The sequence below is a fragment of the Streptomyces sp. NPDC001339 genome, assembly GCF_042895955.1.
GTDB lineage: Bacteria > Actinomycetota > Actinomycetes > Streptomycetales > Streptomycetaceae > Streptomyces.
Genome location: NZ_JBIAWT010000017.1, coordinates 64,367 through 90,321 on the forward strand (window position 1 = coordinate 64,367; position 25,955 = coordinate 90,321).

Genomic DNA, 25,955 nt, shown 5'->3' on the forward strand with positions numbered 1-25,955 from the left:
CCCTGGGACGCAGTGCCCTACCCCCCTCGCAACTCTGCCCGCGTGCTCCGGACCCGGTCGTGCCAGACCGGGGTCGTGCGCGCCGCAGAAAGGTACGCCCATGTCCCGAATACGGGTCACGAAACCCGCCGTTCTGACCGCGCTGGCAGGCGTAGGCGCCTGTCTGGCGATCGTCGTCGTGCCGTCCGCGTTCGCGGGCACGACTGCTCCGACCACCCCGGCCGGCGGCACCTGCACGATCCGACCCGCGGAGAAGAACTCCGAGGCGCCGCTCAGCTGTCTCGGCGTCACCGCTTCTCTCGACCACCTGCCTGCCGTCGGCGAGCAGGCCACCCTCACCGTGGACGTCCAGGCGCAGGCCGATGTCCAGCACGCCGGGCTGTCCGTCCAACTGCCGCCCGCACTCCGGATAACCGACACGGAATCCGGCCTCGCCGCGCCCACGACGGACACCTTCGGACAGCGCACCAGCCAGACGCTCGCCCTCACCCCTGGGACCCACACCGTCGAGCTCAAGGTCAAGGCCGTAGCCGCCGGACCCGCTCAGATCCAGGCGGACATCAGCGACATCGACCGTCCCGACCCGCGCCGCGCCGCGCACGACTCGGTGGAACTCACCATCGGCGTCTCCGAAGGCTCCTCCGACAAGGGCGTATCGGTCACCAAGGCCGACGCGGCCCCGGTCCACAGCCCCGAGCCCGGCGCCCGCAAGGCACGCCCGGTCACCCCCCAGGCCCCCGCCCCTGCTGCTGCCCCTGTCTCTGCCCGTGCCTCGGCCGGATCAGCCGCGGCCGCAGCCCCGGCCACGCCGCGCGCCACCGCCACGGCCACGGCCAACGCCCAGGTCTGTGTCAGCGGCACCTTCCGCAACCGGTTCCAGTCCGCCGAGGGCGGCAGTTGGAACGGCAAGGCCAGCCGGGACGAGCCGGTCAGCAATGCCAACGTCACTCTGTGGGGCAAGCCGACCGCCAACAGCGGTACGCAGAAGCTCGCCACAGGCATGACCGGCAACGGCAACGGCAAGTTCAACCTCTGCTATACCCCGAGCGCCTCCACCACCCCCCAAGCATGGGTGGAGTTCCAGACGCAGGCCGGCCGGATGTGGTCGGTGGTCGACGGCAGCGGCCACCTCTACGCCACCGCCACGTACTCGCTCAACAACGTCTCGGGCAGCACGAACCTGGGCAACGTGTACGCCAATGAGGGGCAGAGCCGCGCCTGGCACACCCTCGACACCCTCAACAAGCTGTGGTGGAACCGCGGTTCCACGACCAACTGCTGGACAAGCAGCCAGCAGGACGGCCACTGCACCCCGATCACCGTCCAGTGGTACCCCGGCTCCACCGACGGCACGTACTGGAGCACCGGCGAAGACAAGATTCACCTTGCGGACAACGACCCCGACTCCGAGCACACCACCGTCCACGAAGCGGGCCACGCGCTCATGGGCAAGCTCTACAAGGGCTGGTGGCCGAAAGTGACCAACTGCTCGCCCCACTACGTCAACCGCACCTCCTCCACCAGCTGCGGCTGGACCGAGGGCTTCGCCAACGCGGTGGCGTTCCACACCTTCAACGACACCACGTACTACTGGGGCAACGGCAATTCCATGAACCTCGGCAATGACCGCACCACGAACGGTATCGACGCCGGCGATGCCTGCGAGGCACGCGTCGCCACCGCGCTGGTGGACCTGTGGTCCAAGGTCGACGGCGGATGGATGAAGAGCAACACCATGATGTCCCGGACCTGGCAGTCCAGCTTCCGCGAGTACTTCGTCACCGACCGGCCCGATTACGGTCTGGACAGCGGCTCGACAGCCCGGAACATCCTCTACAACCACACCATCCAGTACTGAATAGTGAACTGGGCTGAACTGAACTGGACTGGACTGAACTGAGCCAGTACTGACTGCTGTCAGCTGGACAGACCCATGGGCCGGGCCGAGCCGACTTTCGGTCCGGCCCGTGCGCGTGTCCGACCGTAACCGCAGGTAAGTGATCAGTTTCACGCAGTATGCGACCCTGCTCGCGCTCCGTGCCGGTCTCCTGACTGCCATCATCCCTACCGATGCGGGATCCAGCTGGTTCCGTACGGAACGAAACAACAGCGAAGACAGGGGTGTTGGCGTGAGATTGGCGTGGTTGCGGTGGGTGGTGCCGAGGCGGGCCGGTGCCGGTGCGGGCTCCGTTCCCAGCGGGCCGACGGCAGCCCGTCGCTCGTTGACGAGAAGGCGCTTCGCGGCGGTCGGCACGTTCTCCGTACTGTTCGGCTTGCTCCTCGGCGGGCTCCCCACCGAGGCGCAGGCCGGCGTGCTGCCGGGATCGGCGTTCCCCCTCGTCCTCGACGTGGACTTGACGCCGAATCCGGTGTGCAGCGGACCCGTGCACGGCAGGGTGCAGGTCTACGACCCCGCCGCGGCGAAGGACGAAGCCACCGTGGAGTGGCGCGTACGCGCCGGTGAGGAGCAGCTGGCCGGCGGGCGTCTCAAGATGGCTGCCACTGTCGGCACGGCGGAGTTCAGCATCCCCTTCGAGCGGGTGCCCGCAGCCGAGACCGCCCTGCAGATCGACGCCCGCATCGCCGCCTCGTCCGACGACCACGCGCCCGGCCGCTATGGCAAGGTCTGGCGGGACACGATACGCCGGGGATGCGACCCGGTACGCGTGGCCTCTGTCGGCGACTCCGTGGTCTGGGGGCAGGGTCTGGACCATGATCAGAAATTCCCCTACCTGACAGGGCAGCTGCTCGGCCGTGAGACGGGCCGGGGCTTTCAGCACCTGGACTATTCGATCTCCGGCGCGGTGCTCGACGCGCCCGAACTGCCCGCGGGCAACGATGACGCGGCCTGTCTGCACACGACGGAGAAGCAGGACCCGGACGGCGACGGGGAGATGGAGTTCGGCGAAGTCACCCAGCAGATGCCCGATGTGTTCTGTCAATTGGAAAAGGCAGGAGCGCAGGCGAAGGCAGGCGGCTACGGTCTCGATCTCGTCGTGATCAACGGGTGCATCAACGACCTCGATCCGTTCTTCGGTATCGGCGTCGGCATCACTCCCGGCTCGGAGAACCTGCCCGAGGCAGTCAAGCGTGAGTGCTCCGGCATCGGCGCGGCAGCGGAGAACCCGGCCAAGGACGTGCCCTACTTCAGCGGGGCGAAGGTCGGATATGGCGGACGGGGAATGCAGGCGGCGATCGAGAAAGCCCACTCCCTGCCGGGGCATCCCAAGGTGCTCGTGGCCGACTTCTACTATGCGCTGAGCCGCAGCAGTTCTCCGATCCCGGTGAAGACCTGTTCGATCCCGGGAGCGGCCGGTGGGTGGCTGACCTCGTGCAAGCGCGCCCTCGGCATCGTCCGCGATCGCTATGAGCAGTACACACAACTGGCCAATGCCGCCTACCATCAGGCGGCGGCCGACGCCAATAAGGCGTCCACGGATGGTCCGTACGCGGTCGCGGCCGATGGGCTGTTCACCGTGGACAACGCCGTTCTCACCCGGGACTCCAAGGTCTGGAACACGCCGGTGACCGACCCGGCGTTCCCGCTGCGTACACGGGCCTGCCCCGAACTCAGCAAGACTCCGGCGCAGTGTCTGAGCGCGGCCGTCGGCCATCCCGACATCGAGGGCGCCCGGCAGTACGCCGATGCCTTTCTCCTCAACCCGAGTATTCGCGACTGGTTCCGCCTCCCCCGGCAAGGCCCCCGGGCACAACTGAATGTCCCGGAGCGCACGCACGTCGGAAGGGAAGCGCAGATGGCGGTGACGGTGAACGGAAAGCCGCCCGCCGTCGGGTACCGGTACCACTGGTACTTCGGAGACGGCACGCAGCAGGAGACCAGTGAGGCTGCCGTCACCCATGCCTACGACCGTGAGGGGCCCTGGCTGCCCCGGCTCGTGATGACGGGTCCCGACGGAGGGAAGATCCTGGTCGAGGCAGCTCGGGCGATCACCGCGGACTGAAGACCCGGACCGGCCGAGGGGCGGCTCGCACACGCGGGCCGCCCCTCGGCGCATCCTTCAGTCACTTCCGTATTCGCGGGGGAACTCTCCCACCTTGCGCAGGAGCGTGAACAGTGCCGTGGGCGAGCCGGCAACATCACTGCCGCCGGCTTCCAGGATCTCGTTCCTTCTGGCCAGTGCCTGGTCGGGGGCATATAGGAACACGGGTACGTCATCCCCACGCGCGCGAATCTCCTTGGCAAGGTCCAGGCCCGCATCCTGATGGAAGCCGCTTTCCTCATTCCGTGCCATGCCGGAGAGAACGGCGTCGAACGGCGGCGCCGCCCCCGACAGGGCCTCGATGCCCTTATGGGTCGACGCGACCTGTACCACATCCACACCCAGGGTCTGCAATTGCGCTACCTCGTAGGCATTGTTCGACGGATTGTCGTCCACCCAGAGAACTCTGCGCAGGAGGCGTGCGGGATGCCTGGACTCCATTGGTGTGGGTACGGACGCACTGATCGACGCCAGCTTCCCCTGGATGTCAGCAGTGGTCTTCAGAACCTTTTCCGAGATCTCTTGAACCGTCAGTTCCGCCGTTCCGATTTTGACGGTGAATCCCCGGGATTCGGCGATCCTCCTGATGGTGGGAAAGAGTCGCCAGATCACCAGGCCGACGACGAGCGGCCATGCCAGAGTGGTCAGTACATCGAGCAGATCCACGAAGTCTTTCATGACGCCCCTGGTGTTTTGCCTTCGATACAGGGTGATGGTCCCACCGCATCGACTCGGTGATCGCCCGGCGCGCGCGTTCGGCGATTACAGGAGGAGACCGGGCCCCAATGCAGGAATGATGGCGGTGTTGCTCTCGAGGCTTTCCGCGTCGGAGGAGGAATGGGCCGGTGCGGCAAGGGCGAGGCTCCCCAGGGAGAGCAGAACGGCGGCTGCCAGGACAGTGAACGAACGGCGGATGTGCTTCATTGGGCCCTCTCGCTGTATACAGACTGCGCACCGTACGCACGGCGCGTGGTTGTTGGGCTGGCCCTGGCCCCGGGGCCAGGGCCGATCCGCGAGGAGGGTTTCCCTTGCTACGCCCGTGCAAACACAGCGTCACTCTCGTGACGGAGGGTGCGCGGGGGACTGATAGTGATCCCCACCAGTGATCCGCACTTCGTAGGGGGAGGGGAGCGGGCCATCGACAGCGTAAATTGCGTTGTGGGTCCATGAATACGGTCATAAGATCATCGGCATGTCTTTGCGTGTTCGTTTGCGTCAAGCGCTGCCGGAAGCGATGCGTGCCCGTGACAAGGCCGCGGTGAGTGCGCTGCGCGCAACGCTTGCCGCGCTGGACAACGCTGAGGCGGTGCCCGTGGACGAGGCCGAGCTTCGCGGCGTGGCCCTCGAGCAGTCGCCGGTCGGTGTCGGCGTCACCGAAGCGGTGCGGTGTGAACTGAGCGAGCGCAGCGTGGTGGATGTCGTACGTGCCGAGGCCGCCGAGCGGCTGGAGGTTGCAGCGCAGTTGACCGCACCCGCGCAGGCTGAACGAGCTGAGCGGCTCCGCGCGGAGGCCGCCGTGCTGCTTCGATTCCTCGATGGCCCCGGCTCCGTATAGGACAGTGGCTGCGGGAGGGTGCGGCGGAGGTTGCCGGCTGGTGCTGGTGCTGGTGCTGGTGCTGGCGTCGGGAGTGGGGTGAGGTGCGCATCACACGGGTGTTATCTCCGATGCCGGGTGTTGTCGCCCCGGCTCTGTTTGGCTGGTGGTCTCGACGATCACGGGAGGTTTGCGCGCATGGCGCTCACACACTGGGGATTCATCTACACAGCGGCCGGTAGTGCCACAGGCGGCGATGTCAGCGTCGTGGACACAGGCAAGTGCCGCACCGTCCTCGTGGGGGTGGAGAGGCCCGAGGAGGGCATCGAGGCCGCGCGCCGCCTGGTGGGCGAGGGGGTGCAACTGATCGAACTGTGTGGGGGGTTCGGGCCTGTCTGGGCGGGGCGCATCATCGAGGCGATCGAGGGTGCGGTGCCCGTGGGTACGGTGGGTTATGGGCCCGAAGCAGTCGATCAAGTGCACGCGATCTTCTCCTGATCAGGCTCAGGATCGTCATCAGGATCAGGATCGGGATCGTCATCAGGCTCAGGCTCAGGCCCAGGATCGGGATCGTACGCCGCGGTGAGAGGGCGGTTGAGTACCGTGGTGCCCTCCTTGGCGCTGCGGTGCCTACTCGGTACTGAGGTGAGTGAGGGGCTGCCAGGTGGCGCGACGGGGCAGGACCAGCGGGATTCCGGTCCGGGGATGCCCGATCACCTCGACCGGCTGCCGGTACACCCGCGACAGCAGCTCCGCCGTGAACACGCTGCCCGGCGGCCCCTGAGCGGCGATCAGCCCGTCGTGCAGCACCGCCACCCGGTCCGCGTACGCTGCGGCCAGCCCCAGGTCGTGCAGGACGACCACCACCGCGTCACCGGCGGATGCGCGCGCCCGGCAGATCCCGAGCACCAGCTCCTGATGGCGCAGGTCCAGTGCCGCGGTGGGCTCGTCGAGCAGCAGTAGGGGGGCGCGTTGTGCCAGCACCCGGGCCAGCGCGACGCGGGCCCGTTCGCCTCCGGACAGTGTGGCGAAGGGCCGTCCCGCGAAGCCGGCCACTTCGGTTGCCGCCATCGCTTCCGTCACTGCCGAGTCGTCCGCGTCCGCGGCCGGTGTTCCGGCCCACGGCGCCCGGCCCATCCGCACCACCTCCGCTACCGCGAACGGGAAGGACAGCGTCGCCGACTGCGGAAGCATGGCACGGCGCAGCGCCAGCTCCGCCGCCGACCAGTCGCCGGCCGGCAGCCCGTCCACTCGCACCGTGCCGGCGGTGGCGGGCAGATCGGCGGCGAGCGCGGCCAGCAGCGTCGACTTGCCCGCGCCGTTCGGCCCGACCAGCGCCAGCACCTCGCCCGTCCGCGCGGTCAGATCCACCCCGCGCAGCACCGTACGGCCACCGAGCCGCACCTCCAGCGCCTCCGTCACCGCGTACGCCGCACCGGGCGCCACCGGGTCGGGCAGCCTCCTGCCCCGACGCGGGAACTGGGGGAGCAGGGGGAACGGCGGGGACGGCGGGAACAGTCTGTGCAACGGTCTTCCGATCATGCCTTGGGCGGGTCTCATGCCCAACCTCCTTGTCTGCGCCGGGTCCTGCGCAGCAGCCAGAAGAAGAACGGGCTGCCGAAGAGCGCGGTGAGCACACCGAGCGGCAGTTCTGCGGGCTGCGCGACGGTGCGGGCCGCGAGGTCGGCGACGACCAGCGTCAGTGCGCCGCCGAGTGCGCTGCCCGGGATCAGGAAGCGGTGTCCGGGGCCGGCCGCCATCCGCAGCAGATGCGGGACCAGCAGCCCGACGAACGTGATGACACCGGCCACCGCGACCGCGGCGCCGGTCAGCAGCGCGACGACCAGTATCAGCGCCCTGCGCAGCCGTTCGACGTCCACCCCCAGATGCCGGGCGGGCCGCTCACCGAGCGCCAGCAGATCCAGCCGCCTGGCGTACAGCGGCGCCATCGCCAGGCCCACGACGGCGCAGGGGAGCACCGCGAGCACCTTCGGCCAGGTCGCCTGGGCCAGCGAGCCGAGCTGCCAGAACGTGATCTGGGTGATCTGCGCCGTATCGGCGGTGAACAGGAACAGTCCGATCAGGGCGCCCGCGAAGGCGTTCACCGCGATGCCGGTGAGGATCAGTGTGACGACCTCGGTGCGCCCGCCGGAACGGGAGAGCGCGTAGACGGCCAGCACGGTCAGCAGCCCCGCGCCGAACGCGCAGACCGTCACGGTCCAGTTGCCGAGGAACGTCAGCCCCAGGGCGATGGCACCGACCGCGCCGACCGCCGCACCGGACGAGATTCCGATGACCCCCGGCTCGGCCAGCGGATTGCCGAAGACGCCCTGCATCAGCGCACCCGCGCAGCCGAGGGAGGCACCGACCAGCATCGCCAGGACTACCCGCGGCAGCCGGACGTGCCACAGCACACTCTCGCCGGCCCGGTCCAGCACGCCGCCGCCCAGGTGCAGTTGATGCAGCAGGGAGCGGATGACGTCACCGACCGGGATGTCGTACGCACCTGTACCGGCGGACAGCGGAGCAGCGAGCAGCAGGGCGACGGCGAGTCCGAGGGCCAGTGCGGCGGTGCGCGTGGGGAGACGGCCACGGGAGGCGGTTCCGGTCTCGGTGCCCCTCGCGTCCGCCGCGTCCGCCGCGTCCGCCGCGTCCTCAGGCTCTTCGGTGACCTCGGTGTTGTCCGCGCGGGGATCACCAGTGGCGGATCCATGCGGCGCACCCCCGCCGTACCGCGTCTCCGCCGTCGTCATGCCCGCCGCCCGGTGTGGATCTGGGTGACCAGCGAGCGCAGCACCTGGTCCGTGCGCGGGCCGAAGTTGAGCAGTACACCGTCGTCGACGGATGCCACACGGCGGTCCGCGCCGGCCGGGGTCTCGGCCACGCCGGGGATCTTCACCAGCCCGTCCACCCCGCCGACCGACTCAAGCCCCTTGGCCATGACGAGGATGACATCCGGGGCGGCTTTCGCCAGTGCCTCGCTGGTGATGGGGGTGAAGTCCTTGGTCAGCCCGGAAGCCTTGCCCGCGTCGACGCCCCCGGCCGCCTCGATCAGTGAATCGGCACCGGAGCCGGGACCACCGAGGAGATAGACGGAGGCGGAGCCACGCAGATACAAGAAGGCCACCCGGGGCCGGTCGGCGAGCTTGCCGTCTTTGCCGTCCTTGCCATCCTTGCCGTCTGTGCTGTCCTCGCCGCCCTTGTGCGGAATGGTGCGCCGCACGGCCGACATCCGCAGGTCGGTCCGGGCGACCAGCGCGTCCCCCGCTTTCGGCACTCCGAGGGCGCGGGCGACCGCCGTGATGCGCTGGTCGACGTCGGAGAGCGTGGTCGCCGGGTTGAGGACGACCAGGGGGACACCCGCGTCGCGGATCTGCTCGATGGCCTCGGCAGGGCCCGTCCGGCTGTCGGCGAGCACCACATCGGGTTTGAGGGAGAGCACGTTCTCGGCCGAGACGTCGTGTGCGCGGGTCACCACGGGCAGCTTGCTCGCCTGCTCGAAGGTGGTGGTGATGTCCCGGGCCACCACCCGGTCGCCGAGTCCGAGGCTGAAGACGATCTCGGAGAGGGCGCCGGTCAGGGGCACGATCCGGTCGGTCTTGCGGACCGTCACCTGGCGGCCGTCGGCGGAGCGTACGGTCGTCGGCAGTGCCGCCTTCGGCGCGGGACCGGAAAGCGGCTCGACCCGGTCGGCAGCCGGTTTCGCCGCTGCGGTGGCGGCCGGCCCCGGTGCGCCGCCCGTACCGCTCCCGTCGGCCGAACAGCCGAGAAGGGCCAGTGCGAGGGCCGCCGCGCCGGACGTGGCGCGCAGGCACCTGCCCCAGCGCAGGACGGGTCGTCGGAGGGGTGCGGTCACTGTCCCGCCTTTCTCTGTGCGCCGGTTCACCGGGTGCCGGTGAGTCCGTGCGGAGTCGGGGTTCCCCCAAAAGCAAAGTTAGCTTAGGTTAGCCTTGCCTAAATTACGAGTCCTTGGGGGCGCCTCATGCTGCCGTTCCGACCGGCCGCCGATCCTGTCGGCGGTCGTGCACACCATCCCGCCGGTGGCCCGCTCCGCCACCGCACCCGGTTGGTGTGCGACCGCCTGCGGCGTGCGCTGTTCCGGATGGTCACCGTCGCGGTCGGAGCCATCCTGCTGGCGGGCATGCCCACCACGCTCCTCCCGTCCGGCACGGCGTACGCGGCGGACCGTACGCTGGCCGGGGGACGGCTCGACTGGGCGATCAAAGCCTCCTTCCAGTCGTACGTCACCGGGCCCATCGCGCAGGGGAGTTGGCGCCTCACCGACGGCTCGGCCACTGTCGGCGGCAGCCGTTTCCGATTCCACTCGGCGACCGGCAGTTACGATCCGGACAGCGGCACCTTCACCGCCGGCTACTCCGGAGGCGTGCACTTCACCGGCCATCAGAAGCCGGACGGCTCCTATGAACTCGACCTCACGATCAGCCGTCCCCGCGTCGTCCTCTCCGCCGGCAAGGGCACCCTCTACGCAGACATGACCAGCAAGGAGAAGGGCACCGGCAAGGTCACCACGGCCGCCGGGGTGCCGCTGGCCGCACTCGACGCCGGTGGCCTCGACACCCGCGGAGGCAGCACCCCCGTCGCCCTCGACAATCTTCCGGCCACCCTCACCGCACAGGGTGCCCGCGCCTTCGCCGGCTACTACCCCGCCGGTACGCCCCTGGATCCGGTCAGTTTCTCCGCCGACGTCCGCGTCGGGGGAGAGGCAGGCGACGGCCAAGGCGACACCACGGCCAAGGACAGCGACAAGGGCAGCGACAAGGGCAGAGAAGAAGACATGGGCAAGGATGCGGGCAACGGCCAGGACGGCGCAGGCAAGGGTGCTGACGACGGATCATTCGCCGACGCGGCCGTGGACTGGGGCGTACGCCGGACCTTCCGGGAGTACGTCACCGGCCCCGTCGCCCGAGGCCGCTGGCGGCTGAGCGAGGGCGCCCAGGACGGCGGCGCGCTCTTCCGCTTCCCTGACGGCAACGGCGCGTACGACGCCCAAGAGCACACGCTCGATGCGAAGTTCAGCGGCACGGTCCGCTTCACCGGCAGCCACCTCGACCTCGCGCTGAGCGCTGTCACGGTGACCGTACGGGACGGCAAGGGCACCCTCTCCGCCGATGTCACCACCGGTGCGACCGGCGGCGAGAGCGCCCCCAGGATCGCCCGCAAGACGCCACTGGTCACTTTCGACGCCGGCCAACTGAGCTCCGACAACGGTCTGATCGCCGTCAAGGAGGCACCGGCGAAGCTGACGGTGGAAGGGGCGAAGGCGTTCGCCGGTATGTACCCGGCGGGCACGGTCATGGACCCGGTCTCGCTCGCCGTCGCCGTGAAGGAAGGTACTCGCCTGCCTGCACTGCCCGATCTCGGCAGCGATCCCGCGTCGGCCCGCTCTTCGCAGACGAAGCCGAAGACGGCGCAGGGCGGCGGACCGGGGCAGACCGCCGAGGAAGGGAACACCGGATCCGTGGCCCTGCCGTTGTCTCTGGCGGCCGGCGCCGTCGTGCTCGCCGGTGCGGCCACCTTCCTCGTCCTGCGCGCCTGGCGCCGCCGCGCGGCCGCGATCCTCCCGTCCCCGCCCGGCTCCTGATCTGTCGCCGCGCCCTGCCCTTCCTTCCCCTCCCTTTCCCTTTCCCTTTCCCTTTCCGGGCTCCCCCTTCCCTTCCTCCCCACTTGCACATATCCACTCCACGAAGGAGACGTCACACTCATGCCCGCCACACACAGATCCCTCGCCTTTGTCGCGGCGCTTGCCACCAGCGCGGCGCTGGGCATGCCGTCCGTGGCCCTCGCCGCCGACGGGGAATCCGGAGCCACACGGATCGGCCTGAAGCACGGCACGCTCGGCTGGGGCGTGAAGGAGTCGTTCCGTAAGTACGTCAACGGGATCGCGTTCGGCTCGATCGCGACCGCCGACGGTGCCGAACAAGCCGCGGACAACGGCCCGTTCACCTTCACCGGCGGTACCGGGAGCTACGACACCGGAAGTCATGCGGTCGCCGCCACCTTCCAGGGCAGCGTCCGTTTCACCTCGCGGTGGCACGGTTTCGACATCAAACTGGCCGACCTGAAGGTGTCGACACAGGGCACCGGTGGCGCCATCACCGCCGATGTCACCGCGTCAGGTACGACCCAGGACGATGTCAAGCTGGCCTCACTGAACTTGAGCGGGGTACGGCCCGGCAGTGGTACGGGCGGGGCGATGACCTTCACGGGAATCCCCGCGAAGCTGACCGCCGAGGGCGCGAAGGCCTTCAACGGCATGTACCAGGAGGGCCAGGAACTCGATCCCGTCACCTTGTCCGTCACTCCGGCTGCTCCGGCGACCTCCGCAGGCAAGCCGGATCCGGGTTCGGTTCCCGAGCACACCCCGGACCCGATACCGCCCACACGGCAGCCGGCGGAACGGCCGGCCACAAAACCCCGCACTGAGACTGACAGCAAGCCCGACAGCCAGCCCGACAACAAGCCCGACAACAAGCCCGGCAGCAAGCCCGGCGGCGGGCCCGATCGTCCCGGCTCCCCGGCCTCGGCCGCTACTGCCGATATCGCCGCCACTGCCGCCACCGGAGAGATCGTCGGCGGCGCACTCGACTGGGGCGTCAAGAAGTCCTTCCGTGACTATGTCACCGGACCGATCGGCGGCGGTAAGGCTGAACTGGACGGTGGTGCCGCGGTATCCGGCGCCGGCTACCGCTTCCCGAAGGGCCACGGTACGCACGACGCCACGAAGTCCACCCTGGACGCCGGCTTCAACGGCTCCCTACGGTTCCTCGCCCACTCCGGCGCCCTGGACCTGAAGTTCGGCAACCTCAAAGTCAAGGTCCAGGGCACCAAGGGCACACTGAGCGCCGATGTGTCGGCCAAGTCCCGCACGTCCGGCAAGATCACCACCACCAACGCCATGCCGGTTGCCGACCTCAAGGTCCCGTCGGGCGCGCTCAACCCGGCCAAGGGCGTCGTCACGCTCGACAAGGTCCCGGCCACGCTCACCGCTGCCGGTGCCACGGCTTTCGACAACATGTACAAGCCGGGCCAGTCCCTGGATCCGGTGACGCTCGTCGTCTCAGTCGACAAGAACGCCCAGCTCCCGAGTGGCGACACCGGCTCGGGTGAGGGTGATTCCGGTACCGCTGCCGCCGGTGCCGGTGACGCGTCGGCCGGTGGATCCGGATCGCCCAGCTTCAGCAGCGGCACCGCCGGCGGTTCCCTCGCCGCCACCGGCTCCGGTGTCCCCAGCGGCACCCTGCTCGGTACCGCCACGGCCCTCGTGCTCGCTGGAGGCGCCACGATGTACGCGACCCGGCGTCGCACCACTCGCTAGCCGGTCCTGCCTCGGGCCCCGTCCGGTTCCACCGGCCGGGGCCCCGCATGAGGCCCTACCCGATGACGAGCGGGAGTTTCGCAGCCAGCTCACCCAGTTCGGCCTGCTCCGCGTCGGTCGGGGCTCGCCGCCCGGTGCCGACCCGTAGCGCGTCCTGGTCGGAGAACGACGCGGGGAACGCGGCCCCGGCGATCTTCTCCAGCATCTCGCGGGACCGGGCGAGCCCCTCCGCCGGGGGTTCCACCGCGCCCGGGAGGTGCGCGATCAGGTCGAGGTGGTGCAGCGTCCACTCCAGTACGTACGCGGAGAAGTAGTCGCCCGCGGTGAGCACCTTGTCCTGGGTGCTGACCCGGAGGCCAGGGTCGGCGAGTTCGGCGGCGCGGCCGGCGGCGGAGCCGAGGTCGTCGAGGTGGAACTTGAGCAGCCGGGGCTCCTCGTACGCGGCGGCCAACCGGACGATCAACGCGTCGAGAGGATCGTCGCCGGTCGGTGGCGTTTCGGCGACGTCCCAGTAGGTCACCGCGTCGTGGGTCGGTTCCGTTGCGGCGGGGGTCACCAGGGTGATCAGGACGTCCTGGGCATCGATGATCAGATGGCACACCAGGTCCCGTACGAGCCAGCCGGCACAGCCGGACGGCCGTACGAAGTCCTCGTCCGGGACGTCGGCGACCGCCGTGCGCAACGCCGTCCAGGAGAGCGAGAAGAGATCCACATCGGCACGGTAGTGCGGTTCGGCACGGGTGGACAAGCGCTTTTCGGGTGTCGGTCGGCGTACCCGGACGGGCGGCCTGGGCGGCGTACGAGCGGCTTCTCAGCCGGGTGTTGGCCGGTTGTCAGTCGGCCAGTTGTCGGTCAGCCGGTCCCGTGCCGGGGAACCGTGACCTTCATGATGCGGCCGGAGGCTTCGGAGACGAACAGGGCGTGCTGTGCGCTGTGCTCACCGAAGCCGCGGGCGACCCGCACGCTGGTCGGCATGCGCAGGCCGGTTGCGAGGACGCAGGAGTGGCCGGTGGCGGGATCCACCTGGATGAGTTCGCCGTCCCGGAAGGAGGTGACGAGCAGATTGCCGTCGAAGGCGGTGAGGTCGTCGAGGAGTTTGATGTCGAGGGGGTTGGGGCTGAGGTGGGTGACCGTGGTGTGGTGGGCGGGATCGTTGAGGGGGATCCGTACGACGGGGGAGGCGGGGTGGGTGATGACGCTCGCGTAGAGCTGGTCCCCGATGATCTGCAGGCCGTTGGTGCCGAAGATGTTCGCGGCTTGTGTCCACTTCTCGTCCGTCGTGCCGTCCGGGCGTATCTTGAGGACGCTGGTGGCCAGTTCGCGGCCGAGGTAGAAATTGCCGTCGGCGTCGATGGCCAGGCCGTTGATACCGGAAACCCCGTCCACCACCTTCACCGGCTTCGGCGTGGCGGCGGCGGTCGGGTCGAAACGGATGATTCCGCCTCCTGAGAACCATGAAGTCAGGGGATTCACACCGAAGTTGACGTACATCATCCCGTCGGGTCCGCGCCGGATTCCGCCGGGGCCGTTCACCGGGAAACTGGTCCGGAGCGTCCCGTCGGGTGCGTACCCCTCGACCCGGTGCTGGGTGATGTGCGAGACCCAGAGCATGCCGCGCCCGTCGAACTCCAGGTTCTCCCGCCAGTCGAGCAGCGGTGTGCCGCCTGCCCGGAACACCTCCGTGTGTGCCTGTTGCGTACACCGGTCCAGGGGTGTGGCTGCCGATACCGATGCCGGAGTCGGTGCCGATAGTGATACCGATGCCGACGCCGGAGAGGCGGTGAGTGCCAGTGCGGACGCCAGGCCTGCCGCGCAGACCGTCCGCCGCAGGAAGGCCGCCACGTGGGAGTGAGTCACGGCTCCGCCTTCCGGCCGCGTGCCGGGCCCGCCGGTGGGCTTTCGTTTCATGTCAACTGTCATGACAGGCAGGGTAGTTGGGCTGCGTCGCCCACGTGACGGTCAGGTTGCCCATTTCTGCGAGGGGGATCGGAGCTGACGGTCAGGCCACCGGCCGCGTCGTCATGACGGACCGCGTCGTCGTCACGGGCCCCGTCGTGTGAGGGTTGTCCTTCCAGGAGTGGAAGCGGAAGAAGCCGCAGGAAGGACAGGAGCTACGGCATGGGCAGCAGTCACGGGACGGGGAGAACCCGCGAAATGGGACAGATATGCACTACTGAGACGAACGCTACCGAGACGGAGCGGCGTGTGGTGCGGAAAGCGCAGGTCCGGCGGATGCGGCCGGGCGGCGCGGTGTGGTCACGCGTCACCACACTGCTGGTCCTCTCCCTCAGTTCCCTCGGTGCGACCTGCGCGGTCATGACCCAGGCTCAGCCGGCGGCCGCGGCCGGACTCCTCCCGGGGACGGCGGCACCTTCCGTGCGTACGCCGGGGCCCGGCACACCCGCGAACGTGAGGATCAGTGAGGGGCAGGTCGGCGAGGTCGGGCCCGGCGGGACTCTCACCTACCCGAGCGTGACCAGCTGCCTGACGGTGACCGTCCGTCTCCAGGACGGTGGCATGGTGGGTGCGCACGCCAGTCTGTTCCAGGTGCCGGGGGAGTACCGGTCGGACCGGATCCTCGCCGCGGTGAAGCAGCGCGTCGGGGCACGGGGCGTAGGCGCGGTGGAGGTCAGGGGCGCCGTCGGTGCTTGGCACCCGAGCTACTTCGCCAAGGCGATCGAGAGCTACGCGGAGGGCGAGCGGGTGCCCGTACCCACCGAGCCCGACCCGGACGGCCTGGCCAGGGCGGTGGCGGACGGGCTCGGGGTGCCGCGGGACAAGGTGACGGTCGAGGACCTTCCCGACGGCGACCAGACGGTGAGCTGAGCCGAGCTGGCCGTCGCCGCGCGGGCGCGGCCGGACGCGGACGTCCGGGACGGGCAGGACACTGTCCCGGACGGTTCAACGGTCCGGCCGCCGGACCGGAGGGACGGTCAGGAGGCGGGCGAAGTAGTCGTCCGGCACTCCTTCGTCCACCAGCCGGCCTTCGACCTCCACCCAGGCGTGGGCGGCGAACGGGGGCACCTTGCCTACCCCGGTGCACCAGGTCGGCCAGTTTCCCCCGAGCCGGCACAGCAGGGCGGTGCCCAGGGAGCGCGGAAGGCAGCCGCGGGGGCCCGCGCAGAAGAGGCTGACGGCGCAGACCGCGTCCCGGGCGGACTTGGCCTGTGCGGCGGAGGCGGGCGCCGCTCCATGGCGTACGGCGCCCAGCACCGCCCGTATCCGGCGCGGTGGCAGGAAGGACAACAGTACGGCGGGGAGGATGATGAGCCGTGCGGCCAGCCGCAGGGTGAGCGGGACGCCGGTCGGCCGGGTCAGTGCGCTCGGTGTCGTCATACCGTCAGCCCCGAGGTCCGCAGCAGGTCGATGAGCGCAGCGACGTCTTGCGCGGCCTGGGAGCGGTCGATGTCGAACTCTGCGATGACTGCGTCGACTGCGTTCGTTTCCTCGCCGCCGTCGAGCAGTGTCCGGACCACGAGCGTGCCGGTGGGGTTGAGTTCCCAGTATTGACCGCTGCGCTGGTCGAGCAGGACGGTCCCGTAATCCGTCTCGGCAGTGGTGATATCAGCGGCGAGGCGCAGTGCCATATGCCGAATCCCTTTCCGTCGTAAACCGGCGAACTCTTGAGCCTTCAGCCTCTGGAAACCTTTTGCCTGTTACGCGAAAGGCTTCGCAGCCACACTTCGCAGGCGATCGTCGAATACAAAATCGCGTCTCTCAGCCCGGGAGTGGACGGCCGCCGGGCCAGCTCCGTCAGCGCACGGCCGTCCACCAGGCCGAGCTGGGCCAAGCATGAGTCCTCCCACAACTCCATGAGGTCGCCCCGGCGTTCACGCAATCCGTTGGAGGCGTCCATGGATGCCTGTGCCTTGTTGGTGCGCTCCAGGCACACGTCCGGCACGATCCCCCGCATGGCGGCGGTCAGCAGGGGCTTGTAGGCCCAGGGCGTGACACGTTCGGCGGGATTGACGGCCAGGCAGGCCTCGATCACCCGGTCATCGAAGAAGGGTGAGGCCATGGGCACGCCCGCGCGGGCTGCCATCCGGTCCCACTGCCGGACGATCCTCGTGCCGCTGCGGATCTGGTCGAGGTCGGCATGCATGCCCCGGTCGGGGTGGAGCGGCACGGCGCTCTCGGCCGCGTCACGCAGGGCCTGCCCGATGACGTGCGCCGCCTCGGGAGTGATCCAGTCGAACAGGCGTGGTGGTGCCCCCCAGCCGAGGGTTCCCGTGACGGTCGGCGGCATTGCTTCGCGCAGCTGTCGGCTGGAGTGCGCGAGCCACTGTCCGTACGACCGGGAGTCGGCCAGGGTGCGCGCCATGGCGCCCAGCGGCCAGTGGAACAGGGTCCGGAAGCCGCGCAGCTGCCGGAGGGCGAGCAGTGGGCGGGTACGGAGGAGGCGGTGGTAGTAGGCCTCGGAGCACCAGGCGACGTGGTCACCGCCGATGCCGGTGAGATGCAGCCGACTGCCGCGCCGGCCCAGCTCCGGCAGATGGTGCAGGACGCGTGACCGGTCCATGACGCCGATGGTGGGCTCGTCGATGAGGTCGTCGATCTCCAGCAGGTCGTCGTACACCAGCGGGGATTCGTCGGCGTCCCAGATCACATGCTCGATGTCCGGGAGGAATCCGGCGGCCTTCTCGGCCCAGTACAGGTCGGAGTCGGCAGGGTCGCGGCCGGGCCAGGTGCTGGCCACCACATGGGCCGGTGACCGCGCGGCCAGGAAGCAGACCGAGGTGGAGTCCAGACCGCCGGACAGGTCACAACTGACCACGCCGCCCGCGCTCGTACGGGCGTCGACGGCCTCCGACAGGGCCTCCCGCACCAGGGGCGCGCTCTCGGCCAGGGAGCGCACCGGCTCGGGCGGCGTCCACCAGCGCGAGCGCCGGGCCGTCCGACCGTCGGGTGCGACGATCAGTGCATCCTCGGCGGGTACGGCCGTCACGCCGCACCAGAGCGAGGTCTCCGACAGCGGGTAGGGCGTCGGCCACAACAGCCGTACGGCCAGCCGTTCTTCGTCCGGCTCCTCGCCGATCGCGGCGGCGAGCACATCGGCACTGGTGGCGGCCACCTGTACGCCGTCGACGGCCGCGTGGAAGACGAGGCGGAGGCCGGATGCGGTCCCCTGCACGCGCAGCCGTCCGTCGAGCGCGGCGATGAGGTGGAAGCTTCCGGTCAGCCGCCGGGCCAGTGCGTCGAGTTCGGCGAGGTCCCGCAACCGGTGTGCGTACCCCTTGAGTTCGTCCGGGCCGACCGGGCAGCAGCCCACCACGGTAATGGCGGCCCGTCCGGCGTGCGCGGTGACGATTTCCTGGTCGCTCCACCGGCCGACCAGCCACGGCCGGCCCGAGGGATGCGCCAGGGTGCTGGCTTCTGGACGGAGGAAGGAGCGGGCCGCGGCTACCGCATCCGCGCAGTCCGGAAAGACCGCGAAGTGTGCGTCACCGGGGCCCACTCCCCCCGTCTCATGCGACGTAGGCATGTGTCGATTCCGCGAGCCGACTGCCTTAGTTCTTGCTCAGGATCAGACGGTCGTTTCCGGCCGTCTTCAAGAAACCGGTCCGCTCACGGAACGTGCCGAGCCGGACGAGGGTGGGAGCTTCGTACGCCTTCTTCATGACGACTCCTCACTAGTGGTGTACCTGTCGCCCTGGCCGAACCGAAAACCGGCGTGCCATGACCCGACACATTCGCGGGCTCATGGTTTGCGCCGTATGCCAGGGGCTTGAACGCATAGGAATACTAGCGTCCTATCAGCGATACACGGCAAGCCTACGTAGGAAATAAATACAAGTCATCTCGCACTCAATATCCCGTCCGTGTACGGGTGATATTGAGTGTGACCACTGTTTCCCCTGAGTGAAGGGAGGTGTCGTATCCAGGTGCCGAAATAAGGTACTGCGTACGACGGCTGAATCGGTGTTCGATGTAATTCCGCTGCGGTCCGGTCTGATGGCGTGACGTGATTTCTTACAGTCCTGTAATTCCTTCACGGTCCCTTGGTTGCCGGCCGCCCGGCGTGGTGCGGGTCGGCGCCTCGGCGGCCTGGCCGCCGGGAGCCGATCCCGCCCACGGGTGTGGTGCCGGTGTGTCAGGCGATCCAGCGCAGTACCGCACCGAAGCCGCCCGACGGGCCCGGCACGCCCTCGGGGACCAGCAGTACCTCGGCGTCGGCCGCCGCCGCGGCGCGCAGTACGGCGTCGTCCGCCCGCGCCCGCTGGGGCTTGCTGACGCCCATCGCCTGCGCCTGGCCGCGCTGGACGGCGACCTGGTCGACGCCCGGCCCGATCCAGACGTCGCGGCCGCCGTCGGACGCGTCCTGCCCGAGGAGCAGGGTGTCCACCTGGTGGCTGCGGGCGGCGTCCACGACGGCGGGCACGCCTTCCGCCGCGTCTCCGGGGTTGCTGTCGACACCCCGTACACCGTGCTCGCCGGGGCGGCCGCGTCCGGCGCGGAAGCGGTTGAGGGCGTCTTCCAGGTGGGAGTGCGCGTACTGCTCGCGGGCCTGCGCGATCTCACGGTTGAGCAGGCGCTTGGAGGCGCCCGGTGACCGGCTGCCGTTCTCGGCCTCGACGGTGACGGCCCGTATCCGCTCGGGCAGCCGGTGGTACACGGCCCGGCGCTCGCGGGGGTCGCCGGTCAGGACCAGCAGCTGTGCGCCGCTCTCCGGCCACTGCCGGGTGAGCTCGTCCGCGATGATCTCCGCGGTCTCGTTCCAGGTGTTCTCGACCTTGTTCCGGTAGTGCCACTCGTACCGGTCCGCGGGGATGCTGCGGTGCCCTCGGCCCCGCCACTCCTTGCCGTCCGCGGTGGCCACCGTACGGCTGCGCTGCGCCTCGCGCAGCTCCATGTCGGCGCCGGTGCGGTCGATGTACGCGACCATGCACGTCGGCTCCTCGCCGATCAGCCCGGGAAGCGGGGCGATGTGCGGCAGCAGGGACCAGGTCGCCTCGCCGGTGACCGGGGGCACGCTGAGCGGGATGTCGAGCACGACCTCGGCACCCGCGGCGAAGACGGCACGGCCGGGCGGCGCCCCGGAGACCGGTTCATGGGCCAGCCGGTCCATCACCGCCCGGCACGTGTACGCGTCGGCACCTCCGTCGATCAGCTGCGATGCGATGGAGCGCTCGCGGAGTTTCTGCTGCTTCTGCGCGTCCTCGGTCGCGCGCGTGGTGTCGATGTACACAGAGGCCCATGGGCCCGGACGGTCGAAGAGCGGCTTGAGAAATCCCAGTTCCATGATCTTCCCCCGGCTCGGGGACAGTGGTACTTCCAGATTAGGGCGATATGGGTGCCGAGCCCTTCGCAGTGTTTTCCTTGCGAAGGAACCGGCGCAGTCGTGGCAGGGGCCAGGTGTTGATCACCTCGTCCGCGGTCAGCCAGCCCCGCTGCGCGATGCCCACGCCGTAGCGCAGGTAGTCCAGGTGGAGCGGCGCGTGGGCGTCGGTGTTGACGGCGAACTTCACGCCGTAGCGCCTGGCCCGCAGGATGTGCTCGTCGGACAGGTCGAGCCGGTCGGGGTGCGCGTTGATCTCCAGTGCCGTCCCGGTGCGGGCACAGGCGGCGAACACCGCGTCGAGGTCCACATCGAGGGCCGCGCGTCTGCCGATGATCCGGGTGGTCGGGTGCCCGATGATGTTGACCCGCGGGTTCTCGCAGGCCGTGAGCAGCCGCCGGGTCAGAGCGTCCCGTCCCTGGCGGAAGTGGGAATGGACGGAGGCCACGCAGACGTCGAAGCCCCGTAGGAACTCCTCCGGCCAGTCCACTGTCCCATCCGGGGCGATGTTGAGCTCCGTGCCGTGCAACAGGCGCATCTTGCGGTGCTTACCGTCGAGTGCGCGCACCCGCTCGCGCTGGGCCAGCATCTTCTCGTCGGTCATCCGCTGCATGACGAGGTTCGGGGCGTGGTCGGTGACCGCGTAGTAGCGCAGGCCCCGCCGGGCGGCGGCTGCCACCATCTCCTCCAGCGGCGCGAGCCCGTCCGTGAGGTCGGTGTGGGTGTGCAGGTCGCCCCTGATGTCCGCCTCCGTGACCAGGTCCGGAAGCTCTCCACGCAGCGCTGCGGCGACCTCGCCGCGGTCCTCGCGCAGGGTCGGCGGGATCCAGGGCAGACCGAGCCGGGCGTAGACCTCCTCCTCGGTCTGCGAGACGATCTTCTTTCCGCTCCTGGCGTGGAACAGGCCGTATTCGGAGAGTTTGAGCTTGTGGCGCACGGCCATCTCGCGGGTGCGGATGTTGTGGGCCTTGGAGCCGGTGAAGTACTGCAGTCCCGCGCCCCACGAGTCGGGCGGTACGACGCGCAGATCGATCTGGAGACCCTTGGCGGTACGGATGGAGGTCTTCTTCGTGCCGTGGGCGATGACCTCGGCCGTGCCCGGCAGCCGTACGAAGGTGTCCATGAAGGGGGCGGAGACGGCCGCCGCCACCAGGATGTCCACATCCCCGACGGTCTCCCGCATACGGCGCAGCGAACCGGCGTACGCACAGTGTTCACAGCCGGAGAGGGCGGACAGCTCGGCCACGATCTCCTCGGCGACCTCCATGGCGACGTTGACCTGCACCCGGTCGCCCGAGGCCCGCATCTGGCCGATGCCGTGGAGGATGTTCTCCTCGGTCTTCGGGCCGAAGCCCTTGAGGTCGCGCAGCCGTTCCTCGTGGATGGCGTCGACGAGTTCGGGCACCGAGGCGATGTGCAGATCCTGGTAGAGCGTCATGGCCTTTCTGGGACCGAGGGTCGGGATGGCCATCAGCTGGCGTACGCCCGCCGGGATCTTCGCCCTGACCTCCTCCACGGCGGGCATCCGGCCGGTCCGCAGATACTGGATCACCTTGTCCGCGATGGACTTGCCGACGCTCGGGATCTCGAGCAGACCGGCGGCGTCGAGCTTCGACACATCGGCGTGGTAGCCGCCGATGGCACGTGCGGCCTTCTCGTAGGCGCGGGCCTTGAACGCGTCTCCGCCGGTGATCAGGACGAGGTCCGCGTACTCCTGGAGCAGCGCCTGGACCTCCTCATTGGGCCGGACCACAGGCCCATTTTAGTGCGGACGGGCCTCCGCAGCGGCCTGAGCCGGGGCGGTGGCCCGCCCGGGTCAGGGGCTGGGCACGCTCTCGTCCACAGCGACGAGGCGGGGCACCAGACGGACGTAGCCGACCATGCCCAGGACCTCGACGAGAGTCTGGACCACCACGACCACGGCGGCGACGGCCAGCCGGTCGGGCAGAGCCAGGGCCAGGGGGAGGACGACCAGGGAGTTACGGGTCGCGCCGGTGAAGACGACGGCCCGGGCGGCGGGGCCGTCCAGCCGGAACGCCCGGGCCACGGTCCGCCCCGCGAACGCCATCACGGCCAGGAACAGCACATAGCACGGGATCACGGCGGCGATATCGCCGAGGCTGTCGCGGTGGCCGCCGCCGTCGCCGAGTCGCGGAACCTGGGAGGCGACCACCACCAGGAGCGTGGCGGCCATCAGCGGCACCATCGTCGTGGCCGCCGCGTCCGACACCGTCCGCCCGGCCGGCCGGCGGGCGGCCCACGCCTGAGTGGCCCAGGCCAGTGCGAGGGGGATCACGATGAGGAAGGCGAACGCCTGAAGGAACGGGCCGACCGCCACGACGTCGGCCAGCGCCGGCCCCATGAACAGGTAGAGGAACAGCGGGAGCAGCAGCATCTGGGCGACCAGCAGCACCGGAGTCGCGGCGAGCAGGCGGCGGTTGCTTCCGCCGGCCAGTCCGCAGAAGACGATCACGTAGTCCACGCACGGGCACAGCAGCACCAGCAGGACACCCAGCCGTACGGCCTGGTGGGCGGGGAGGAACGGGTATATCGCGGCGACCACCAGCGGGACGACCAGAAAGTTCACCACCAGAGCCGCCGACAGGAAACGGCCGTCGCGGACGGAGTGCACCAGTTCCGCGGCGGGCACCTGCAGGAAGGTGACGAAGAGCAGGGCCCCCAGCACCGGGTTGATGGCGTGTTCCAGGCCGGGCCCCACGGCCGGGGCCGCCCAGCCCAGCGCGGCGCCCGCGGCTAGCGCGGCGACATAGACCGCGACCTGGTGGTGTTCCATGCGCGCGACCAGGCCCCGCGGTTCTTCCGACACCCCTGTGGCTCCTCTGCTCCGTCTCGGTCCGCCCCGCCTTCCCGTGGGGCCTGCCGGCCCGCCATCCTCCCTGGCCGACCGGCGGGGGCGCGACGTCAGTGCCGTGTGTGGATACGGGGCGTCGGTGCCGTGTGTGTGGATACGGGGGAGGAGGAAGCGGCGGGTGCAGGAAGGGGACTACAGGACAGGGCTGCGGAAGGGGATGAGCGCCGCGGTGCGCGGGGTCCCAGGGCGACTCCGGCGGTGCACGTCCGGGTCATCGACGGCCGCGCGGCCCGGCGGCCGCCGGCCGGCCGAGCACCGTGCGCCGTCCGGGCGGGGGCATGCGCAGGCTGGTCAGACGGCGCCAGCCGCCGCAGCGCTCGAAGAGGTACGCCATGCGGATACTGAAGGTCAGCAGCCGCCTCCTGGTCCACGACCACCCCAGGATCGCGCCCATACGGGACATCATGGCCAGGCTGACGTCGCGGTGAACGCGGATCTCGGCGAGCGCGGTCCGGCGCAGGCTCCGCCGCACCAGGGCGGACCGCCGTCGGTCGCCGTCGGCCAGGCGCAGCAGTTCCTCCTGGGCGTAGGCGAGGTGCCGCGCCTCACCGCGCGTGACCGACGTCAGGGCGCGGTGCACCTCAGGCCGTTCGGCGAGCGCCTTCTGCATCAACCGCAGTTCCGCCGCCCCGCGTTGCTCGGTGACGCGGCTGCGGGACAGATAGGCGATGACGTCCTCCTCGCAGAGGGTCTGCGCGTCGTCCCGCAGACGGTCGTGCGGGAAGCCGAGGCCGCGCTCTTCGAGCTGTGCCATGTAGTCGAGATCGGCGCAGAGCTGGGCCGCTTCCAGACCCCGGCCGCGGAGCAGGGTGTGGAAGACCCGCGCGTGCTCGTTCTCCTCGTCCCCATGGCGGGTGATCCTGTGGGCCAGTTCGGGGTCGGTGACCAGCGCGGCGATGCGTTCGCTCTCCCCGCCGCAACAGGCCCGTCCGGCTGCGGTGAGGGTGCACAGCAGCTGGAACGCTTCGTCGTTGTCGTGGATGTCGAGGAACAGCTTCCGTACGGACAGCATGGCGATGGCGGCTCTCCAGGCGTCTGGTCAGCGGACGGGGAAAGGCAAACAGACCGGGACGGCTCGTACGGCCCCCGGCGGCCACACCCCGCGCGGTATCGCCCGATCGAGCGACGGCACAAGGCCGTACCGCCCATGCGGCGAGGGTGCGGAGGCTCACCGCGCCTTCCGCTCACCGCGCCTCCCGCTCACCGTCCTTCCGCTCACCGGCCTTCTCCTCCGCGCCGCGGGGTGCCGGAATCTGCGCGGTGTCCGCCGACCGCCGGATGGCCCGGGCGATACGGCGCCCCTCGATGCCCACCTCGCGCAGCGCTCCGGTGAGCGTGTTGTGGTAGCCGGCGAAGTACAGCTGCGGCGCGTGCGGGCTGGTCCGCTCTCCGCGCACCACGGGCAGTCCGTTCGCGCCGAGGAGCGGCAGCGGGCCGAGGAGCCGTTCCAGGTCGGAGCGGTACCCCGTGGCCGCGATGACGGCATCGGGGGTGCGGGACGTGCCGTCGGCGAGCAGGACACGGGGGCCGTCCATACCGGTCACCGCCGCGGCCGGCAGGACCCGCCGCGCCCGGATGGCGTCGACGAAGCCGTGATCCAGGACGGGGTTGACCTCCTCGTGGGCGGCGCGGGTGAACATTCCCGTGGTGGGCCGGGGGAGCCCGTACGGGGTCAGGTCCGGCAGGGCGAGGCGCTGCATGAGCGCGGTGGCCCGGTCGCCCCACGCGATCGGCATCCGCGCCGCCACGAGCCCCGCGGCCTGCCACCGGTTGCTGGACCGCGGCACGATGTGGGGCGGGGTCCGTACGGAGATCCAGACCTTGGCCGCCCCCGCCCCGGCCAGTGCGACGGCGATCTCCGCACCGCTGTTGCCCGCACCGACCACGAGCACCTCGCGGCCCCGGTACGGGCCGGGGTTGCGGTAGTCGCGCGAGTGCAGGAGTTCGCCGGTGAAGGTGTCCCGGCCCGGCCAGTCCGGCAGCAGGGGAACGTGGTTGCGGCCGGTGGCGACGACGACCGCCCTCGCCGGCAGCGTGCCGTCCGCGGTGTGCACCTGCCAGCGTGCCTCCGTCCGCCGGTCCGAGAGCGCCGACGCCGGTTCGATCTGCCGTACCGCGGTGTGGGTGCGGACGTCGATCCGGTGGTGGACGGCGTACCTCTCCAGATAGCGCACCCAGTCGTCACGACCGACCCACAGACCCGCCTGCCGGGGGATCCGCAGCCCGGGCAGGCGGGAGAAGCCGCGTGTGGTGTGCAGTTCCAGATGGTCGTAACGCTCGCTCCAGCTCGTCCCCACACCGCCGGAGCGCTCCAGGACGACGGCGGGCACGCCGGCCCGGCGCAGCATCGCGGCGACCGCCAGTCCACTGGGTCCGGCACCGATCACCACGACCGGAGGGGGCTGGTGAGGAGGGTGGGGATGGCGTGAATGACCAGAATGATTACGTTTTGTAGACATCGCTGGCCTCAACGAACGCTCCTACGCGGAGTCACGCCGCGCGCAGGGGAGTTGAGCCGGAACGCCGGGCGGGGACGGCGCGGTCCCCAAGCCCGCCTCCGAGGTCACCGCCTGTGGGCTGCGCCTGGCTGAGATCATCCAACAGGCCCTGCTCGCAGGGGTGTTCGCCGAACCCATACCCTGTCGCCCGCCGGAGCAACGTGACATTGTACGGTAGTGGTCCATACCAGGTGAAGGGATCACGACGACGATGGGGCACCTGAAGCACCGTGACCTCAACGTGGGCCGGGAGCGGCTGCGCGATCAGGTGAGCCATGCTCTGCGGGCCGCTCTGATCTCCGGCGAGCTGCGTCCGGGTGTGGTGTATTCGGCGCCCACCCTTGCCGGGGATTTCGGGATCTCCGCCACGCCGGTACGTGAGGCGATGCTCGACCTGGCCCGTGAAGGCCTGGTCGAGCCTGTCCGGAACAAGGGCTT

Annotated in this window: 23 protein-coding genes; 8 read left to right on the forward strand and 15 right to left on the reverse strand. The window is 69.8% G+C overall.

Annotated elements, in window-relative coordinates; all coding sequences use genetic code 11:
• The first annotated feature begins 100 nt into the window (after window positions 1-100).
• Together ACFY12_RS33140 and ACFY12_RS33145 are read left to right on the forward strand one after the other, a co-directional pair.
• On the forward strand, window positions 101-1,858 hold the full coding sequence (locus ACFY12_RS33140; protein WP_390719670.1) for a mycolysin: 1,758 nt from the start codon (window positions 101-103) through the stop codon (window positions 1,856-1,858).
• A gap of 364 nt (window positions 1,859-2,222) precedes the next feature.
• On the forward strand, window positions 2,223-3,962 hold the full coding sequence (locus ACFY12_RS33145) for a PKD domain-containing protein (RefSeq protein ID WP_390719671.1): 1,740 nt from the start codon (window positions 2,223-2,225) through the stop codon (window positions 3,960-3,962).
• A gap of 57 nt (window positions 3,963-4,019) precedes the next feature.
• On the opposite strand, the gene ACFY12_RS33150 is transcribed toward ACFY12_RS33145, so the two are convergent.
• The gene (locus ACFY12_RS33150; RefSeq protein ID WP_390719672.1) at window positions 4,020-4,679 is read right to left on the reverse strand and encodes a hypothetical protein; all 660 of its coding nucleotides are present in this window, start codon (window positions 4,677-4,679) and stop codon (window positions 4,020-4,022) included.
• Window positions 4,680-5,235: 556 nt separating this feature from the next.
• Here ACFY12_RS33150 and ACFY12_RS33155 point away from each other — a divergent pair.
• Both ACFY12_RS33155 and ACFY12_RS33160 read left to right on the forward strand, forming a co-directional pair.
• Complete coding sequence (locus ACFY12_RS33155) at window positions 5,236-5,556, forward strand: hypothetical protein (RefSeq protein ID WP_390719693.1); 321 nt, start codon at window positions 5,236-5,238, stop codon at window positions 5,554-5,556.
• A 177-nt stretch (window positions 5,557-5,733) separates the two neighbouring features.
• Window positions 5,734-6,033, forward strand: a complete 300-nt coding sequence (locus ACFY12_RS33160) for a DUF6506 family protein (protein ID WP_390719673.1) — start codon at window positions 5,734-5,736, stop codon at window positions 6,031-6,033.
• Between the two features lie 132 nt (window positions 6,034-6,165).
• On the opposite strand, the gene ACFY12_RS33165 is transcribed toward ACFY12_RS33160, so the two are convergent.
• Genes ACFY12_RS33165 through ACFY12_RS33175 form a run of 3 tightly spaced genes read right to left on the reverse strand, consistent with a single transcriptional unit; the run spans window position 6,166 to window position 9,391 of the window.
• On the reverse strand, window positions 6,166-7,077 hold the full coding sequence (locus ACFY12_RS33165) for a heme ABC transporter ATP-binding protein (RefSeq protein ID WP_390719694.1): 912 nt from the start codon (window positions 7,075-7,077) through the stop codon (window positions 6,166-6,168).
• Window positions 7,078-7,091: 14 nt separating this feature from the next.
• A complete protein-coding gene (locus tag ACFY12_RS33170) occupies window positions 7,092-8,288 on the reverse strand; it encodes a FecCD family ABC transporter permease (protein WP_390719674.1) in 1,197 nt (398 codons plus the stop codon).
• The gene (locus ACFY12_RS33175) at window positions 8,285-9,391 is read right to left on the reverse strand and encodes a hemin ABC transporter substrate-binding protein (RefSeq protein ID WP_390719675.1); all 1,107 of its coding nucleotides are present in this window, start codon (window positions 9,389-9,391) and stop codon (window positions 8,285-8,287) included. The genes ACFY12_RS33170 and ACFY12_RS33175 overlap by 4 nt, the downstream gene beginning before the upstream one ends.
• Before the next feature lie 126 nt (window positions 9,392-9,517).
• Between ACFY12_RS33175 and ACFY12_RS33180 the strand changes: the two genes are divergently transcribed.
• Both ACFY12_RS33180 and ACFY12_RS33185 read left to right on the forward strand, forming a co-directional pair.
• Entirely contained in the window at window positions 9,518-11,137 is a 1,620-nt protein-coding gene (locus ACFY12_RS33180) for an HtaA domain-containing protein (RefSeq protein ID WP_390719676.1), read from the forward strand.
• A 120-nt stretch (window positions 11,138-11,257) separates the two neighbouring features.
• On the forward strand, window positions 11,258-12,871 hold the full coding sequence (locus tag ACFY12_RS33185; protein ID WP_390719677.1) for an HtaA domain-containing protein: 1,614 nt from the start codon (window positions 11,258-11,260) through the stop codon (window positions 12,869-12,871).
• 55 nt (window positions 12,872-12,926) lie between these two features.
• On the opposite strand, the gene ACFY12_RS33190 is transcribed toward ACFY12_RS33185, so the two are convergent.
• Window positions 12,927-13,583 carry a maleylpyruvate isomerase N-terminal domain-containing protein gene (locus ACFY12_RS33190; protein ID WP_390719695.1) on the reverse strand — a complete coding sequence of 219 codons (657 nt, stop codon included), beginning with the start codon at window positions 13,581-13,583 and terminating at the stop codon, window positions 12,927-12,929.
• 140 nt (window positions 13,584-13,723) lie between these two features.
• Window positions 13,724-14,548 (reverse strand): SMP-30/gluconolactonase/LRE family protein, encoded by an 825-nt coding sequence (locus tag ACFY12_RS33195; RefSeq protein ID WP_390719678.1) that lies wholly within the window; start codon window positions 14,546-14,548, stop codon window positions 13,724-13,726.
• 528 nt (window positions 14,549-15,076) lie between these two features.
• Between ACFY12_RS33195 and ACFY12_RS33200 the strand changes: the two genes are divergently transcribed.
• Window positions 15,077-15,697 (forward strand): hypothetical protein, encoded by a 621-nt coding sequence (locus ACFY12_RS33200; RefSeq protein WP_390719679.1) that lies wholly within the window; start codon window positions 15,077-15,079, stop codon window positions 15,695-15,697.
• Window positions 15,698-15,772: 75 nt separating this feature from the next.
• On the opposite strand, the gene ACFY12_RS33205 is transcribed toward ACFY12_RS33200, so the two are convergent.
• From ACFY12_RS33205 to ACFY12_RS33245, 9 genes are all read right to left on the reverse strand, one after another.
• Window positions 15,773-16,207 carry a lasso peptide biosynthesis B2 protein gene (locus ACFY12_RS33205; RefSeq protein ID WP_390719680.1) on the reverse strand — a complete coding sequence of 145 codons (435 nt, stop codon included), beginning with the start codon at window positions 16,205-16,207 and terminating at the stop codon, window positions 15,773-15,775.
• Complete coding sequence (locus ACFY12_RS33210; protein ID WP_390719681.1) at window positions 16,204-16,458, reverse strand: lasso peptide biosynthesis PqqD family chaperone; 255 nt, start codon at window positions 16,456-16,458, stop codon at window positions 16,204-16,206. The genes ACFY12_RS33205 and ACFY12_RS33210 overlap by 4 nt, the downstream gene beginning before the upstream one ends.
• A 44-nt stretch (window positions 16,459-16,502) precedes the next feature.
• Window positions 16,503-18,353, reverse strand: a complete 1,851-nt coding sequence (locus tag ACFY12_RS33215; protein WP_390719682.1) for a lasso peptide isopeptide bond-forming cyclase — start codon at window positions 18,351-18,353, stop codon at window positions 16,503-16,505.
• A gap of 25 nt (window positions 18,354-18,378) precedes the next feature.
• The gene (locus ACFY12_RS33220; protein ID WP_390719683.1) at window positions 18,379-18,489 is read right to left on the reverse strand and encodes a keywimysin-related RiPP; all 111 of its coding nucleotides are present in this window, start codon (window positions 18,487-18,489) and stop codon (window positions 18,379-18,381) included.
• A 473-nt stretch (window positions 18,490-18,962) separates the two neighbouring features.
• Window positions 18,963-20,111 carry a hypothetical protein gene (locus ACFY12_RS33225; RefSeq protein WP_390719684.1) on the reverse strand — a complete coding sequence of 383 codons (1,149 nt, stop codon included), beginning with the start codon at window positions 20,109-20,111 and terminating at the stop codon, window positions 18,963-18,965.
• Window positions 20,112-20,148: 37 nt separating this feature from the next.
• On the reverse strand, window positions 20,149-21,900 hold the full coding sequence (gene polX, locus ACFY12_RS33230) for a DNA polymerase/3'-5' exonuclease PolX (RefSeq protein ID WP_390719685.1): 1,752 nt from the start codon (window positions 21,898-21,900) through the stop codon (window positions 20,149-20,151).
• Between the two features lie 63 nt (window positions 21,901-21,963).
• Window positions 21,964-22,941 (reverse strand): arsenic resistance protein, encoded by a 978-nt coding sequence (locus ACFY12_RS33235; protein ID WP_390719696.1) that lies wholly within the window; start codon window positions 22,939-22,941, stop codon window positions 21,964-21,966.
• Window positions 22,942-23,230: 289 nt separating this feature from the next.
• Complete coding sequence (locus ACFY12_RS33240; protein ID WP_390719686.1) at window positions 23,231-24,031, reverse strand: ferritin-like domain-containing protein; 801 nt, start codon at window positions 24,029-24,031, stop codon at window positions 23,231-23,233.
• Window positions 24,032-24,203: 172 nt separating this feature from the next.
• Window positions 24,204-25,409, reverse strand: a complete 1,206-nt coding sequence (locus ACFY12_RS33245) for a flavin-containing monooxygenase (RefSeq protein ID WP_390719687.1) — start codon at window positions 25,407-25,409, stop codon at window positions 24,204-24,206.
• A 319-nt stretch (window positions 25,410-25,728) separates the two neighbouring features.
• Between ACFY12_RS33245 and ACFY12_RS33250 the strand changes: the two genes are divergently transcribed.
• Window positions 25,729-25,955, forward strand: a 227-nt coding sequence (locus tag ACFY12_RS33250) for a GntR family transcriptional regulator (protein ID WP_390719688.1), incomplete at its 3' end; no start/stop codon positions are given.

What these genes read in the sequence shown, in the direction of transcription:
- ACFY12_RS33160 (WP_390719673.1), top strand. Translation starts at nt 5,734, where the DNA reads ATGGCGCTCACACACTGGGGATTCATCTACACAGCGGCCGGTAGTGCC.
- ACFY12_RS33155 (WP_390719693.1), top strand. Translation starts at nt 5,236, where the DNA reads ATGCGTGCCCGTGACAAGGCCGCGGTGAGTGCGCTGCGCGCAACGCTT.
- ACFY12_RS33150 (WP_390719672.1), bottom strand. Translation starts at nt 4,679, where the DNA reads ATGAAAGACTTCGTGGATCTGCTCGATGTACTGACCACTCTGGCATGG.
- ACFY12_RS33235 (WP_390719696.1), bottom strand. Translation starts at nt 22,941, where the DNA reads ATGGAACACCACCAGGTCGCGGTCTATGTCGCCGCGCTAGCCGCGGGC.
- ACFY12_RS33170 (WP_390719674.1), bottom strand. Translation starts at nt 8,288, where the DNA reads ATGACGACGGCGGAGACGCGGTACGGCGGGGGTGCGCCGCATGGATCC.
- ACFY12_RS33215 (WP_390719682.1), bottom strand. Translation starts at nt 18,353, where the DNA reads ATGCCTACGTCGCATGAGACGGGGGGAGTGGGCCCCGGTGACGCACAC.
- ACFY12_RS33180 (WP_390719676.1), top strand. Translation starts at nt 9,518, where the DNA reads ATGCTGCCGTTCCGACCGGCCGCCGATCCTGTCGGCGGTCGTGCACAC.
- ACFY12_RS33185 (WP_390719677.1), top strand. Translation starts at nt 11,258, where the DNA reads ATGCCCGCCACACACAGATCCCTCGCCTTTGTCGCGGCGCTTGCCACC.
- ACFY12_RS33205 (WP_390719680.1), bottom strand. Translation starts at nt 16,207, where the DNA reads ATGACGACACCGAGCGCACTGACCCGGCCGACCGGCGTCCCGCTCACC.
- ACFY12_RS33210 (WP_390719681.1), bottom strand. Translation starts at nt 16,458, where the DNA reads ATGGCACTGCGCCTCGCCGCTGATATCACCACTGCCGAGACGGATTAC.
- ACFY12_RS33225 (WP_390719684.1), bottom strand. Translation starts at nt 20,111, where the DNA reads ATGGAACTGGGATTTCTCAAGCCGCTCTTCGACCGTCCGGGCCCATGG.
- ACFY12_RS33220 (WP_390719683.1), bottom strand. Translation starts at nt 18,489, where the DNA reads ATGAAGAAGGCGTACGAAGCTCCCACCCTCGTCCGGCTCGGCACGTTC.
- ACFY12_RS33140 (WP_390719670.1), top strand. Translation starts at nt 101, where the DNA reads ATGTCCCGAATACGGGTCACGAAACCCGCCGTTCTGACCGCGCTGGCA.
- ACFY12_RS33165 (WP_390719694.1), bottom strand. Translation starts at nt 7,077, where the DNA reads ATGATCGGAAGACCGTTGCACAGACTGTTCCCGCCGTCCCCGCCGTTC.
- ACFY12_RS33240 (WP_390719686.1), bottom strand. Translation starts at nt 24,031, where the DNA reads ATGCTGTCCGTACGGAAGCTGTTCCTCGACATCCACGACAACGACGAA.